This is a genomic window from Parvularcula marina (genome assembly GCF_003399445.1).
Taxonomy (GTDB): domain Bacteria; phylum Pseudomonadota; class Alphaproteobacteria; order Caulobacterales; family Parvularculaceae; genus Parvularcula; species Parvularcula marina.
Genome location: NZ_QUQO01000001.1, coordinates 2,461,664 through 2,475,054, shown reverse-complemented (window position 1 = coordinate 2,475,054; position 13,391 = coordinate 2,461,664). Strand labels below are relative to the sequence as shown.

The 13,391-nt window shown below is 59.8% G+C and carries 13 protein-coding genes and 2 pseudogenes; 4 read left to right on the top strand and 11 right to left on the bottom strand.

Annotation, left to right across the window (positions count from 1 at the left end):
* Nucleotides 1-29: 29 nt before the first annotated feature.
* A complete protein-coding gene (locus DX908_RS11965) occupies nucleotides 30-446 on the top strand; it encodes a SufE family protein (protein ID WP_116393093.1) in 417 nt (138 codons plus the stop codon).
* On the opposite strand, the gene DX908_RS11960 is transcribed toward DX908_RS11965, so the two are convergent.
* The 7 genes and pseudogenes from DX908_RS11960 to DX908_RS16790 form a co-directional block, all read right to left on the bottom strand.
* Nucleotides 418-1,392: an alpha/beta hydrolase gene (locus DX908_RS11960; protein ID WP_116392548.1), complete on the bottom strand. Its 975-nt coding sequence runs from the start codon at nucleotides 1,390-1,392 to the stop codon at nucleotides 418-420. The genes DX908_RS11965 and DX908_RS11960 overlap by 29 nt on opposite strands.
* A 53-nt stretch (nucleotides 1,393-1,445) precedes the next feature.
* Nucleotides 1,446-2,018 (bottom strand): cytochrome c oxidase assembly protein, encoded by a 573-nt coding sequence (locus tag DX908_RS11955; protein ID WP_116392547.1) that lies wholly within the window; start codon nucleotides 2,016-2,018, stop codon nucleotides 1,446-1,448.
* Nucleotides 2,019-2,024: 6 nt separating this feature from the next.
* Nucleotides 2,025-2,201, bottom strand: a complete 177-nt coding sequence (locus tag DX908_RS16465) for a hypothetical protein (RefSeq protein WP_199564699.1) — start codon at nucleotides 2,199-2,201, stop codon at nucleotides 2,025-2,027.
* Nucleotides 2,194-3,126 carry a heme o synthase gene (locus DX908_RS11950; RefSeq protein WP_116393092.1) on the bottom strand — a complete coding sequence of 311 codons (933 nt, stop codon included), beginning with the start codon at nucleotides 3,124-3,126 and terminating at the stop codon, nucleotides 2,194-2,196. The genes DX908_RS16465 and DX908_RS11950 overlap by 8 nt, the downstream gene beginning before the upstream one ends.
* Nucleotides 3,127-3,143: 17 nt before the next feature.
* A complete protein-coding gene (ctaD, locus tag DX908_RS11945; protein WP_116393091.1) occupies nucleotides 3,144-4,919 on the bottom strand; it encodes a cytochrome c oxidase subunit I in 1,776 nt (591 codons plus the stop codon).
* 11 nt (nucleotides 4,920-4,930) lie between these two features.
* Nucleotides 4,931-5,419, bottom strand: a pseudogene (locus DX908_RS16795) (cytochrome c oxidase subunit II); the annotation flags it as partial.
* A gap of 354 nt (nucleotides 5,420-5,773) precedes the next feature.
* Nucleotides 5,774-6,112: pseudogene (locus DX908_RS16790) on the bottom strand (cytochrome c oxidase subunit II transmembrane domain-containing protein); the annotation flags it as partial.
* Nucleotides 6,113-6,330: 218 nt separating this feature from the next.
* Here DX908_RS16790 and tldD point away from each other — a divergent pair.
* Nucleotides 6,331-7,746, top strand: coding sequence for a metalloprotease TldD (gene tldD / locus DX908_RS11930; RefSeq protein WP_116392546.1), 1,416 nt, complete (start codon nucleotides 6,331-6,333; stop codon nucleotides 7,744-7,746).
* A 67-nt stretch (nucleotides 7,747-7,813) separates the two neighbouring features.
* A complete protein-coding gene (locus tag DX908_RS11925) occupies nucleotides 7,814-9,277 on the top strand; it encodes an amidohydrolase family protein (RefSeq protein ID WP_116392545.1) in 1,464 nt (487 codons plus the stop codon).
* A 2-nt stretch (nucleotides 9,278-9,279) separates the two neighbouring features.
* Here DX908_RS11925 and DX908_RS11920 read toward each other — a convergent pair whose 3' ends face one another.
* On the bottom strand, nucleotides 9,280-9,732 hold the full coding sequence (locus DX908_RS11920; protein ID WP_116392544.1) for a J domain-containing protein: 453 nt from the start codon (nucleotides 9,730-9,732) through the stop codon (nucleotides 9,280-9,282).
* A gap of 161 nt (nucleotides 9,733-9,893) precedes the next feature.
* On the opposite strand from DX908_RS11920, the gene gluQRS reads away from it, so the two are divergent.
* Nucleotides 9,894-10,757: a tRNA glutamyl-Q(34) synthetase GluQRS gene (gene gluQRS, locus DX908_RS11915; RefSeq protein WP_116392543.1), complete on the top strand. Its 864-nt coding sequence runs from the start codon at nucleotides 9,894-9,896 to the stop codon at nucleotides 10,755-10,757.
* On the opposite strand, the gene DX908_RS11910 is transcribed toward gluQRS, so the two are convergent.
* The 3 genes from DX908_RS11910 to DX908_RS11900 all read right to left on the bottom strand — a co-directional run bounded on the left by DX908_RS11910 (nucleotide 10,729) and on the right by DX908_RS11900 (nucleotide 13,371).
* The gene (locus DX908_RS11910; protein ID WP_116392542.1) at nucleotides 10,729-11,124 is read right to left on the bottom strand and encodes a helix-turn-helix domain-containing protein; all 396 of its coding nucleotides are present in this window, start codon (nucleotides 11,122-11,124) and stop codon (nucleotides 10,729-10,731) included. The two genes, gluQRS and DX908_RS11910, sit on opposite strands and share 29 nt — an antisense overlap.
* Before the next feature lie 166 nt (nucleotides 11,125-11,290).
* Entirely contained in the window at nucleotides 11,291-13,048 is a 1,758-nt protein-coding gene (locus DX908_RS11905; protein WP_116392541.1) for a Na(+)/H(+) antiporter subunit D, read from the bottom strand.
* On the bottom strand, nucleotides 13,045-13,371 hold the full coding sequence (locus tag DX908_RS11900) for a hypothetical protein (RefSeq protein WP_116392540.1): 327 nt from the start codon (nucleotides 13,369-13,371) through the stop codon (nucleotides 13,045-13,047). Before DX908_RS11900 ends, DX908_RS11905 begins: the two co-directional genes overlap by 4 nt.
* Between the last annotated feature and the right edge of the window lie 20 nt (nucleotides 13,372-13,391).

The following is a 13,391-nucleotide window of genomic DNA, read 5'->3' as shown; positions in this document are numbered from 1 at the left end:
CTTTGGCCAATCCTTCCTACATGCCGGGCATGAGTTCTGCCCTGCCCGATTTCGACACCATTGCCGGTGATTTTGCCTTCCTTGACGACTGGGATGAGCGCTACCGCTATCTCATTGATCTGGGCGGACAGCTGCCCGCCTTCCCTGAGAATGAGCGCGGCGAAGACACCCGCATCCGGGGCTGCGCTAGTCAGGTCTGGCTTTATTTCACGCAAAATGGCGACCGGCTCGACATTGTCGGGGACAGCGATGCCGCCATCGTCCGGGGACTGATTGCGCTTCTGCTGTCGCTTTATTCGGGCAAGACCAAATCCGAGATCCTCGCCATCTCCGCCGAGGAGGAACTCGCAAAGCTCGACCTGAAAGATCACATCACGCCGCAACGCTCGAACGGGGTGACGAGCATGATCGCAAAGATCAGGGCTGTGGCATCCCAAGACGGTTAAAATACGCAGTCACCGTGGGTCGGTAGGCATCGGCAAAGGCGATCGTAGAATGATCCCTGCCCGTCATTTCCGCATAGACGACATCATGTCCCTGATGGCCGAGCGCATCCGCCATGTCGCGGACCAGCCGGGCGGGCACGATGACATCTTCCTCACCGCCAATGGTGAGGATCGGCCTGTCGAAATTCTCAAGCAGCTGCGGAATGTTATAGGGATCGACCGCGTCCGGCGTCCTGATCCTGAATAAGGGCCGCATCATGCGCGGCACCCAGGCATTGGCAACGGATTCAGCATCCTTGCCGCTCGCCTCGATCACAAGGCCATCGGCACGGGCGGCACGCGCCGCCATGCCCGCGCAGATATAGCCGCCGAGCGAGTGACCATAAAAGATCAGTGGGCGTCCTTCTGCCTCCTCCACGGCATAGGCCGCCATTTGCGTGACAGCCTCATCAAGGTCGTCGATCGTCGCCTTGCCAGTGCTGATCCCGTGGCCCGGCATGTCGAACTGGATGACATCGCCATAGGGCAGAAGTTTGAGGGCATGCTGGACGCCATTATTATAAAGGCTCTGCCCGATCCCGGCGCAGTGAAGAAAAACCGGCGCCTCCGGATCACTTTCCTGACGGTCGACACGTAAGACTGCCAGCTCCCCGCCGTCATAAGGGACCGTGTCCCGGCTGATCTCTACCGGGATGAAATCCTCAGGCCGCAGGCGGAACTCGACCTTGGTCGTCCAGTAACCGCGCGCCGTCAGGTCACGCTCCATCGGCTCAAGCAGCGCCCGGCCCATGAAAAGCCCCGTCCCCGCCTCCTCCGTCTCGACGAAATCGACATCCTTTGGCACCCAGAAGAGGAAATCCTCCTCAAGATCCACCGTGCAGGCAGAGAGGGCCATCATGCTCAGCAGCAGGAGCAACCGGCGGGAGGGGCGACATGATATTTCCATGTCTCCAGACTTACCGCAGGAAGAAAGTGAGCGAAATCAGCCGCGCTGCTTTTCTATTTGCTGCCGGGCGCTGCGCCGCCGCCGGCCGCCGCGAGCCGCTTTTCGGCAACTTCATTGCGGTAGAAGGTATAAGACAGTGTGATCTCACGGACCTCATCGAGGCTCCGATCATCCGCCATGGCCGGGTCGATGAAATAGGTCACCGGCATCTGCACCTTTTCGCCAGGCGCCAGCAATTGCTCGGTAAAGCAGAAGCATTCGACCTTCATGAAATACTGCCCCGCCTTGGCCGGCTGGACGTTATAGCTCGCGGTGCCGATGACGGGATAATCGGCGCGGTTCTCCGCCTCATAAAAGGCAAGCCCACTTTCACCGATATGGAGGGTCTGGCTGACCTGCGCGGGGTGGAAACTCCAGGGCAGATTGTCCGCCATGCTCGCATCGAACCGGATCGTCACCTTGCGCTCAAGGACTTCCGTGGACGCTGCATCCGCCTTGCGCGTCGTGCCGTCAAAGCCCGTGATCTGACAGAAAGTGCGATAGAGCGCCGGCGCATTGATCACGAGCACGGTCATGAACGTGATCATGCCAAGAACGCCCAGAACTGTTTTCGTGTTCCGGTCCATCGCCGCCTACCCTGCTGCGTTGTTCGCCGCGTAGCGGAAGATCGTCGTCAGATAGACGATGGCAATGAAAGCCGCGATGCCAAGCGCGATGGCAATGCTCCGCTTGCGGCGGGCTTTGACTTCTTCGTCGCTCAAAGGTGCCGGGGCATCCTCGATGGGATCACGATAGTCGTCATCAGCCATGCAGGCCTCCCCAGTGTTCAATGATGAGGGCCAGAAAGAGACCGAACAGGTAGAAAATCGAGATGGCAAAAAGTCGCCATGCCTGTTTGTCCGTGCCCTGCCGCCAGACACCGAATGCGGCGTGAAGGAAGGCAAGGCCGCCAATGGCTGCAACGGCGAGATAGAGCCAGCTCGCAAAATCGAAAAAGAAGGGCGAGATCGCCACCGGGATCAGGATCAGCGAATAGATCCAGATCTGAAGGCGCGTGTGCTCGGCGCCTTTCACATTCGGCATCATCGGAATGCCCGCCGCGTCGTAATCGGCGGATTTAACGAGTGCCAACGCCCAGAAATGCGGCGGTGTCCAGATGAAGATGATCGCGAACAAAAGCCACGCTTCATAAGGCGCAGAGCCCGTCACCGCAGCCCAGCCGACGACAGGCGGGAGCGCCCCTGCCGCGCCGCCGATGACGATATTCTGCGGCGTCGAGCGTTTCAGCCCCATCGAATAGATGATGACATAAAAAAGGATCGTCGCGGCCAGAAGCCCGGCTGCCAGATAGTTCGAGGTCAGCGCGAGAAGCCAGACAGAAAGAAGCGCGAGAAGACCGCCAAAGACGAGGGCCTCAGGGCGCGGCACCTTGCCTGCCGGGATCGGCCGGTTTTTCGTCCGTGTCATGAGCGCATCGATATCGGCGTCATACCACATATTGAGAGCGCCCGAGGCACCTGCGCCGAGCGCGATCGCGAGCAGCGAGAAGAGCGCGAGCGGCCAGCTGGTGATCGGCCCCGGGGCGGCGACCATGCCGGCGAGCGCGGTAAAGATCGAGAGACTCATCACCCGCGGCTTGAGCAGCGCAAGGTAATCACGCGGGCTCGCGAGCGAGGTGCGGGCAGCGGCACCATCATGCGAAAGGGGCGCCGCAGCGCCCCTCCCCTTTTCCATGTCCGAAGCGCCGGCGGTCACTTGATGACCGGCAGTTCGTTGAACTGGTGATAAGGCGGCGGGCTCGGCAGCGTCCATTCAAGGGTCGTTGCCCCTTCGCCCCACGGATTGTCGCGAGCCACCCGCTTGTGCCGCATCAGGAAGGCTTCGATCTCGACCACGACCCAGATCAGCATACCGATCAGCGTAATCAGATAGCCGATCGAAGAGATCTGGTTCCAGTAAGCAAAGCCTTCCGGGTAGTCGATGTAACGGCGCGGCATGCCCTGCATCCCGAGGAAGTGCTGCGGGAAGAAGATCAGGTTCACCCCGATGAACATCACCCAGAAGTGCAGGCCCGCAAGGAAGCCATTATACGGCACACCGAACATTTTCTCGTGCCAGTAATACCAGCCCGCGAAGATGCCGAAGACAGCGCCGAGCGAGAGCACATAGTGGAAGTGCGCCACGACATAATAGGTGTCGTGCATGATGATATCGATCCCGGCATTGGCGAGCAGAACGCCCGTGACCCCGCCGACCGTGAACAGGAAGATAAAGCCGATGGCCCAGATCATCGGGACTTTGAACTCGATCGAGCCGCCCCACATCGTCGCGATCCAAGAGAAGATCTTGATGCCTGTCGGCACCGCGATGACCATGGTTGCGGCCACGAAATAGGCCTTCATGTCGACCGACAGACCCACCGTATACATATGGTGTGCCCAGACGATGAAGCCGACGAAGCCGATTGCAACCATCGCATAGGCCATGCCGAGATAGCCGAAGATCGGCTTTTTCGAGAAGGTCGAGACAATGTGGCTGATGATCCCGAAGGCCGGCAGAATGAGGATGTAGACCTCAGGGTGACCGAAGAACCAGAAAAGGTGCTGGTAGAGGATCGGATCGCCGCCGCGAGCAGCATCAAAGAACGCCGTATCGAACATGCGGTCGGTGAGCAGCATGGTGATCGCGCCTGCCAGAACCGGCAGCGAGAGAACCAGCAGGAACGCTGTGACCAGAACGGACCAGGCAAAGAGCGGCATTTTGTGCAGCGTCATGCCAGGCGCGCGCATGTTGAAGATCGTCGTGATGAAGTTGATCGCCCCGAGGATCGAGCTGGCGCCCGCAAGGTGGAGAGAGACGATCAGCAAGTCCATGGCCGGCCCGCTCGTCGAGGTCGAGAGCGGCGGATAAAGCACCCAGCCCCCGCCATAGCCGAGCTCTGCGCCATAGGACGGCGCAAACAGCGACAGCATGAGCAGCGTGCCGGACGCGCCATAAAGCCAGAATGAGATGTTGTTCATCCGCGGGAACGCCATATCGGGCGCCCCGATCATGATGGGCACGAACCAGTTCCCGAAGCCCCCGATCAGCGCTGGCATCACGAGGAAGAAGATCATGATCAGCCCGTGATAGGTGATCAGGACGTTATAGAAGTTCTTGGCTGAGGTTTCGCGTTCAGAAGCGGTTCGTAGAACCTTACACTGATCACCCTCGACTTCGCCTTGGACGCACGCCCCGTCGACCTGATCGACGAGCTTATATTCGTCCGTGTAATTGATGAGGACGCCGCCACCATCGGTACTTGCGCCGGCCATGCCTTCGATTGAGATGCCCGGCTCTGCAAGCTCGGCCCGGATGAGGCCCGACATCGCGCCGCCGATGATCCCCGCGCCGATGGCGAAGATCAGATAAAGCGTGCCGATATCCTTGTGGTTGGTCGAAAACAGCCAGCGTACAAAGAAGGGCGGCTTGTGGTCGTGATCGTCATGTGCGGCGTGGCCGTCAGCGGTGTGGGTCGCAGTGGTCATCATCTTGCCCCTTAGTTCACGTCTGCCGGCACTTCGGCCGCGGCAAGTTGGTCTGTCGTATCAAAGAACGGCTCAAGGCCGTTAAGATCGGCCTGTTCATTCACCCAGGCCTCGAATTCCTCGCGGGAGACGACTTTCACCGAAATCGGCATGAAAGCGTGGTCGATGCCGCAGATTTCCGAGCACTGACCGTAATAGGTGCCCTCGTTTTCAGTGTAGAACCATGTCTCGTTGAGACGGCCGGGAACGGCATCAATCTTGGTGCCGAAGGCCGGCATGGCCCAAGCGTGAATGACATCACGGCCCGTGGTCACGATACGGACCGTCTCGCCAGCTGGCACGACAACGTCATTCGTCGTTGCAAGCCGGAACAGCTCGGAAGACACGGTTTCCTTGGGCGCGATCAGCGAATCGAATTCGAAATCACCGAAATCGGGATAGGAATAGGTCCATCCCCACTGGAAGCCGGTTGCCTTGATGGTGATCGACGGCGCCGGGATAATCTTGGACGTGTTGTCTTCACCGACACGCATGCCCAGCTTGTGGAGCAGCGGACGGCGACCGACGCGGCTGCGCCCACCAAGAACCTTGAGGTGAGAGCCAGCCGGGACCGCTTCATTCAGCGTGATGATCAGCTCTTCGTCCCCATAACCCTGCACATCGAAATCATCGACGCCGAGGGTCATCTCGTCGCCCGTCGCTTGGTCAACAATCGACAGCTCGAGATGGGAATCATTGCTGATCCGGCGGCTTTTAGCGAAATCGTTCGGGACAGCGACCTTGGTCACGCCGCTTTCATATTCATAGGTCTGCGCGTCCGGCATCTTGTCCTCCATATAAAGGAGGTCAAACGAGAACAGCGCGATGAAGACGAGGATCAGCACCGGGATCAGCGTCCAGACCACTTCCACCATGGTGTTGTGGCTGAACTTGCTCGGGACCGGATTGGACTTCGAGTTGTAACGAATGATGACCCAGATCAGCAGGGCCAGAATCAACACGCTGATGATCACCATGATCGGCAGGATAATGAGATTGTGGAACTGATCGATCTCTTCCGCCATCGGTGAGGCAGCCTCACGCAGGAAGATGGAGCCATCGACAGGAACATCCTGTGACACGGCCGCTTGGCTTTGCGAGTTGTCCTGAGCCGAGGCGGCTCCGGTCGTCAGAATAGTCGAGAACAAGGCCATGAAGGCCAGTGAAAGAAGGCGCATTTCGAGTCCGCTGATGGTCGGCTTCCAGAATTTCACGCGCTTATGCGCGCTTCCACCCAGCTCATCAAGCGTCCGGAGTGCCGCAGATACACCTTATTTAATTTACCTCATTCAGGAAGTTTCTTGTCAGAAGGGATCAGGGCTTTGGCGTTGACCGCTCGACGTTGAGGTGAAGGCCACCTAGATGAGGGGATATGAGCTTTTCTTTCTTCGACCGTACCGAACTCGATGCCGCCCGCTCCCAGCGCATTGTCGATGACGCCCTGTCGGGCTGCGACGATGGCGAGCTTTATCTCGAATATGCGCAATCAGAGGCCTTTGTCTTTGACGACGGCCGGCTGAAAACCGCCAGCTATGACGTGAGCCAGGGCCTCGGCCTTCGCGCAGTGCTTGGAGAAACAAGCGCTTACGCGCATGCGTCCGAGCTTTCCGAGGAATCGCTCAAACGCGCGGCCAGCTCGGTGGCGGCCGTCCGGACAGGTGCCTCCGGCACACTAGGTGAAGGCCCGCCCCGCACCAATCGCACTTTATATACGGATGCCAATCCGCTCGAAGCGGTCCCCTTCGACGTCAAAACCAAGCTGCTCGAAGAGATCAACGCCTATGCCCGCGCGAAAGACCCGCGCGTCCGGCAGGTCTCAGCTTCCCTCTCCGGCGAATGGGCTGTTGTGGAAATCATGCGCCCCGGCGGGCTGATCGTACGCGATGTCCGCCCTTTGGTGCGTCTCAATGTCTCGGTCACAGCCGGCGAAGGCGATAAGCAGGAATCAGGTTCGACCGGTGCCGGTGGGCGCGAGACTTATGACCGCCTCCTCGCCCCTGATTTCTGGCAGGCGCAAGTCGATGAGGCCCTGCGCATGGCCCTGGTCAATCTCGAAGCCGTCCCTGCCCCTGCAGGCGAAATGGAAGTCGTGCTCGGGCCGGGCTGGACGGGCGTCCTTCTTCATGAGGCGGTCGGGCACGGCCTTGAAGGCGATTTCAACCGCAAGAAAACCTCGGCCTTTGCCGGTCTTTTGAATGAGCAGGTCGCCGCCAAAGGCGTGACCGTCATTGATGACGGCACTCTCGAAGGGCGCCGCGGCTCTCTCACCGTCGATGATGAAGGCACGCCGACCTCGAAAACCGTTCTGATCGAAGACGGTATCCTCAAGGGCTTCATGCAGGACCGGCTCAATGCCCGCCTGATGGGCGTTGCCCCCACCGGTAATGGCCGCCGCGAAAGCTTTGAGCATTCGCCCATGCCGCGCATGACCAATACCTACATGCTGGGCGGTGACCATTCGCAGGCGGAGCTGATCGAGAGCGTCAAGGACGGCATTTTCGCCGTCAACTTCTCCGGCGGTCAGGTCGACATCACCTCCGGCAAATTCGTCTTCAACTGCACTGAAGCCTACCGCATTGAAGGCGGCAAGATCGGCGCGCCCCTTAAAAATGTCGCATTGATCGGGGATGGTCCGACCGTGATGAAACGCGTCTCCATGATCGGCAATGACTTCTCGCTCGATCCGGGCATCGGCGTCTGCGGCAAGGCAGGACAGGGTGTGCCTGTCGGCGTCGGCCAGCCGAGCCTCAAGATTGACCGGCTGACCGTCGGCGGCGCTGGCGCCTGACCTTTGGGGGCATCTGCCTGATGCCCCTCTTTTGATCCGAACACGAATGTACCGTTAAGAGTTATCTATGATGTTCCGTCGCCACCCGATCAAACTGGGAATTCTGTTCCTTCTCCTGTTGGCTGCTGGCTGGTTCCTGCTGGCCATCACTTCCCTGCCCGGCGCGCTTAAGCCGGACAGTAACGCCCCCCGCGCCGTCCTGATCGAGAATGTCCGCGTCATCTCCATGATGCCGGGCGCGCCCGATGCCATCCCGGATCAGTCCGTCCTCGTCGTTGATGGCCAGATCGTGGAAGTCGGCGATGTCGCCGCCGTTCGCACGGCAGCCGACCGGCTGGGCACGGAAGTTCAGCTTGTCAAAGGCGATGATCGCACCCTCCTTCCCGGCCTGATCGACGCGCATGTGCATGTCTGGGATGAGGCGGAGCTTGCCGGGTATCTGGGTTATGGCGTGACCAGTGTGCGGAACATGTCGGGCATGCCCTTCCACCTGCCGCTGTCGCGCCGCATCGAGGATGGCGGGCTGATCGGGCCAGACCTTCTGACGACCGGGCCGATCCTCAACTCGCCGGGAGCAAACCAGCAGGACAATCACGTTCTAGTGGCCACGGATGAAGAAGCCCGCGCGGCTGTCCGCAAACAGGCGGATGCCGGCTATGAGCACCTCAAGGTCTATTCGAACCTCTACCCTGAGCCCTATGCGGCGATCCTCGATGAAGCCGAAAAGCTGGGCCTCTCCGTCAGCGGACATACGCCTGAGGGGCACCGCACCGAGGGTATGCCCTATGAGAAGCCTTTCGAAATGAGTTTCGAGGACATTCTCGATGACGGTTTCCGGACCATCGAGCACACAGAATCGATCGTCTGGCATGGCCTGCGGGACCAGCTTGATGAAGCGGCAATGGACGCACTCGCCGAAAAGATCGCGGCAGCCGATGTCGTCGTCACCCCGACGCTTGTCGCCCACGCCAATCTGATCCGGGTGGCGGAAAGCAAAGGCGCCTATCTGAACCGTCCGGGCACGGAGACGATCAATCCCGTTCTCAAGGCCTTTGATGCCGGCACCTATGAATATTGGAGCCAGATGGACCCTGCCCCTCGCGAAGCGCCGCGCGCCGAGTTCTACAAGCTCGCAACGAAGAAGATGGCCGATGCGGGCGTGCCGCTGATTGCCGGGACCGATGCGGGGATCTTCACCAACACACCCGGCGAAACCCTGCATGACGAATTCGACCTGCTGATCGATGCGGGCCTGACGCCCCGTCAGGTGCTCGAATCCGCAACCGTCACTTCCGCTGATGCGCTGGGGCTGTCATGGCGCGGTCAGGTCCGCAAAGATTATGTCGCGAACCTGATCCTCGTCGATGGTGATCCGCTATCGGATATTACGCTTTTGCGGGATCTCGACGGCATGATGATCCATGGGGTCTGGTTTGACCGGCAAGGGCTGGCCGAGCTTCGCGAGGGTGCAACAGAGGTCAACCGTCTGCGGACAGCCCGGCACCTCATCACCATGCTGATGTCCCAGTAAGATCAGGCGGCGCGTTCAGCTTTGCGCTGGCGGATCACCTGATCATAGGCCGCATTGATCCGCTGGCTCACCCGGCGGGCCGCCTGCACGATCTCGGGGTCGAGATTGAGTGACGCCAGCCGGTCGGGGTGGCAGCTTTTCACCCGCGCCATCCATGCCGAGCGCACTTCCGCATCGCTCGCCGTCGGCTCAACCCGCAGCATCTCATAAGGGTCGGTCACGCCGCTTTCGTCATGAGTTTCATGGATCCGCACTTCGGCAATCTGCGCTTTTGAGATGACGACCGTATCGTGGCCTGTTTCAACCGGCAGGAAGGCTCGGTCATCATTGAGAAGGTCCGAGACGCGTTCCTGCTTGGCGAGGAACAGGAAGCCCTCGATCGTGTCCCCATTGGACAGCCGAATGCTGGCTTCGATCTTTTCCCGCGTGCGGCGCAGCTGAGTTGTCTCGAACATGGACGCGACCTTCCCTAAGTCTTTCGCATGTCGATGAGTGCAAACGCCCTGCCAATTCGCCCCAATAAGTTGCCGGGAGAGGTAATTTTTCGCCCCGGTTGGCAGATTTTCTTTGATTTATGGGCGGTTGGGCGCCCTGAAAAAGTCGGAGCCGCCCTGCGATGAGCTTTATCACCCGCTTTGCGCCCTCCCCAACGGGGCATTTGCACCTTGGCCATGCCTATTCGGCGATCCTGACATGGCAGGCCGCAGTTGAGGCTGGCGGATCGATCCTCCTGCGCATCGAGGATATCGATAAGGGTCGTTGCCGGTTCGAATATGAAGTTGCCATCGTCGAAGATCTCGGCTGGCTCGGCCTGACCTTCGATCCGCCGATCTGGCGGCAATCCGAACGGCTCGCCGACTATGAGGCGCGCCTTGAGACGCTGATTAAGCGCGGGCTCGTCTATCGCTGTTTTAAGACCCGCAAGGAGCTTGAGGAAATGAGTTCCGCCCCGCACGGGCCGCTCGGCGCGGCCTATTCACCGGGGCCGATGCCGCCCTCGGAGGAAGAGGCACTGCTCGCAAAAGAAACGCCCTTCGCCTGGCGGCTCGATATGAAGGCCGTGCGCGAGGAGATTGGCGCGCCCTTCGATGAACTGACCTTCCTTCTCGACGAGGATGGCACCATCAACGACGTCCTCGCCTCGGCGGCAAGGTTTGGCGATGTCGTCCTTGGCCGGAAGGATGTCGGCACCAGCTATCACCTCGCCTCGGTCCATGATGATATCGAAAGCGGCATCACCCATATCATCCGGGGGGAGGATCTGGCCGAAGCGGCCGGACTTCACCGGCTGCTCTATGCCCTGTTTGAGGCGCCGCCGCCGATCTACCGCCATCACCCTCTGATCACGGATGAAGACGGCAAGCGGCTCGCCAAGCGGGACAAGGCCGCGACCCTCGCCGATATACGGGCGCGAGGCGCCTCGCCGCTTGAGGTCTATGCCCGTCTCGGGCTCACCCCGCCGGACAGCATTCAAGGATGATGGCCAGACGACCGCAACGGTCGATCCTGCGCCCTTCGCGCAAACGGTCGAGCCGCGTCAGCTGCGCTTCGAGCCGCTCCATGCGCGCATCAAGCTCTGCATCATCCCGCGCGTCCTCAACAACGGCGCAGGCATAGGCAACAGTCGTCCGTTCACGGTCGAAGGCTTCCGCCACCTCATTATACGACATCTGATAGACGACATGGGCGAGATACATCGCCACCTGCCGGGCGAACGCAATCTCCGCCCTGGCGCGCGTTGGCGCCATTAATTCCTCTACTGACACTCCGAACTCGCCTGCCACCACGCGACGAGCCGTCAGAGCGTGCCAGTCCACGGCTTTCCCGTGGCTGTGCCCTTTCGACATTCTTCAGCCCTCTTACTCAAACCTTAAACCGGACTCCCTTCCGGCTGTAGGATGATAGGGCATACAACCACAGCGGGGATAAGTTTTACCGGATCATCCCGCGCGCATTTGATTTAAATTGTAGCTATATCGAAAAACCGGGAGGCTGATGCGCTCCCGGTATTTTCTACCTTACACTGAAGACAGCGATCAGCGCGATGCCAAGAACAATCGCAGTGAAGAGGGCCGTGTACCCCACCGACCAGGTCCGGGCCATGCGCCCCTCTGGCCCATGGGAGTGATAAAGCCCGCTGACCGCGCCGCCGATGAGTCCCTTGGTGACGCCCCAGACGGCCCGCCATAGGGCGACCACTCCGCCAACGATACCGAGCAGCGCAACCCGCCCCGGCACGCGGTAGAACCAGTCCGTATCCAGATTGGTCGACCGTAGCTCCGGCGGATAGAGGCCGGTTTTCTGGAGCACAGCGAATGCCAGACCTGAGAAGAACAGGATCTGCATCTGGGTGAGGACGTGCGGCGCCGTATAGGAGATATAGGGCGAGTAGGATTTCTCGATCACCACCTCGAACGGCATCAGCGCATAGAGCGGATCGCCTTCAGGCCCGGTGAATATCTGCGCCACACCGATACCGACGCAGAGCGCCGCTGTGATCCCCATGGCAATCAGCATGGAGAGCGGTGCTTCGTCAGGACGTTTGCCTGAATCATGAGCGAAGAAGGCAAAGTACGGAATCTTGATCCCCGAATGGTGGAACACACCAGCGGCTGCGAACAACAGCGTCATCCAGACCCAGAAATAATGTCCTTCCGCCGCGCCGCTGATGATCAGGCCCTTGGTGATGAAGCCTGAGAACAGAGGGAATGCCGAGATCGACGCTGCTCCAATGATGCAGAAAAATGCGGTGAGCGGCATGGTCTTATAAAGCCCGCCTAGCTCAGAGCCCTTGATCGTGCCGGTCCGGTAAAGCACCGCCCCCATGGCCATGAACAATAGGCCCTCGAAGAGGATGTTACAGAAGGCGTAGCCCGCCGCGCCGTTCAAGGCCATCGGCGTGCCGATGCCAATGCCGACGATCATGAAGCCGACCTGGTTGTTCAGCGAATAGGTCAGAACCCGGCGCAAATCGTTCTCGATCACCGCGAAGAAAATCGGGAACGCCGTCATGACCGCGCCGATATAAACCAGTGCTTCCACCCCGGCGAAGCCGCGCGCAATCGACGCAACCGCCATCTTGGTCGTGAAGACAGACAAGATGATTGTGCCGGTCACCGTACTTTCGGGATAGGCGTCCTGCACCCAGTTATGGAGCAGCGGGAACGCTGACTTGATCCCAAAGGCGATGAAGATGCACAGCACGGCCGGATCGGTCAGTGACATGCCGCCATCGATGAAGTTCTCGAACGCGAACGATCCTGTCGAGCGGTAGAAAAGGGCAATACCGGCAAGCAGCAGAACGCCAGACCCGATCTGCCAGACAAGGTAGCGCATCCCTGCGCCAAAGGAGCGCTCGTTATTTCCGGCCCAGATGAGGAACACGGACGTAATCGCGGCCAGCTCCCAGAAGACAAACAGCGTCACAAGATCGCCTGCCAGCACCCCGCCGAGCGCCGCACCGGGATAGGCCAGCGATACGGCCTGCTGCCCTGCGTCACGCAACCACCAGCCATAGACCGTGTTGAGCGCCATCGCGATCAGGAAGATCACCGCGAAAATGCGGGCAAGGCCATCAATGCGGGTGAGCGTCAGGGTTTCGCCGAAAAGCGAATATTGTCCGTATTCACCGAGACCGAGTGCATGGAGCTGATATCCCGCAAGCGCGATGACGGCGAGTGAGAAAATGTTGCGCGGCCAACCGCCGGGGAAGAACACCGTCAGTGCCGAGCCGATAATGACGATCAGAGCGGGAGAGAGTTCACCGATCATTGCTGACCCTTCCCGTCTTCATCGCTTTTGCGCTCGTAATAATCCTCGTCACGCATAAGCACTTTGCGCAGCTGGGCCGCGGCAAGCACGAGGAAGACGCAACCGATGAAGCCGTAAAAGCCATAAAAGTTCACCCACTCCTCAATCGGAAAATGCGGATGCTTCTCCACGAAGAAATCGGCGACAAACAGCAGAAAACAGGCGCCAGCCAGCGCGTACCAGATCAGGTCGACATTCTTCGGATTGTCGAGCCAGTATTTCTTCTCGCCGGGGCGCGGCCCGTGACCATGCTCCTCGTGAGGATTGTTCTGGGGATCGCTCATGGGAGCTGTCCTTTCAGCAC

Excerpts from the sequence above, each read along its gene's own strand:
- DX908_RS11965 (WP_116393093.1), top strand. The coding sequence starts at position 30 with ATGAGTTCTGCCCTGCCCGATTTCGACACCATTGCCGGTGATTTTGCC.
- DX908_RS11960 (WP_116392548.1), bottom strand. The coding sequence starts at position 1,392 with ATGGAAATATCATGTCGCCCCTCCCGCCGGTTGCTCCTGCTGCTGAGC.
- DX908_RS11955 (WP_116392547.1), bottom strand. The coding sequence starts at position 2,018 with ATGGACCGGAACACGAAAACAGTTCTGGGCGTTCTTGGCATGATCACG.
- DX908_RS16465 (WP_199564699.1), bottom strand. The coding sequence starts at position 2,201 with ATGGCTGATGACGACTATCGTGATCCCATCGAGGATGCCCCGGCACCT.
- DX908_RS11950 (WP_116393092.1), bottom strand. The coding sequence starts at position 3,126 with ATGGAAAAGGGGAGGGGCGCTGCGGCGCCCCTTTCGCATGATGGTGCC.
- ctaD (WP_116393091.1), bottom strand. The coding sequence starts at position 4,919 with ATGACCACTGCGACCCACACCGCTGACGGCCACGCCGCACATGACGAT.
- tldD (WP_116392546.1), top strand. The coding sequence starts at position 6,331 with ATGAGCTTTTCTTTCTTCGACCGTACCGAACTCGATGCCGCCCGCTCC.
- DX908_RS11925 (WP_116392545.1), top strand. The coding sequence starts at position 7,814 with ATGATGTTCCGTCGCCACCCGATCAAACTGGGAATTCTGTTCCTTCTC.
- DX908_RS11920 (WP_116392544.1), bottom strand. The coding sequence starts at position 9,732 with ATGTTCGAGACAACTCAGCTGCGCCGCACGCGGGAAAAGATCGAAGCC.
- gluQRS (WP_116392543.1), top strand. The coding sequence starts at position 9,894 with ATGAGCTTTATCACCCGCTTTGCGCCCTCCCCAACGGGGCATTTGCAC.
- DX908_RS11910 (WP_116392542.1), bottom strand. The coding sequence starts at position 11,124 with ATGTCGAAAGGGCACAGCCACGGGAAAGCCGTGGACTGGCACGCTCTG.
- DX908_RS11905 (WP_116392541.1), bottom strand. The coding sequence starts at position 13,048 with ATGATCGGTGAACTCTCTCCCGCTCTGATCGTCATTATCGGCTCGGCA.
- DX908_RS11900 (WP_116392540.1), bottom strand. The coding sequence starts at position 13,371 with ATGAGCGATCCCCAGAACAATCCTCACGAGGAGCATGGTCACGGGCCG.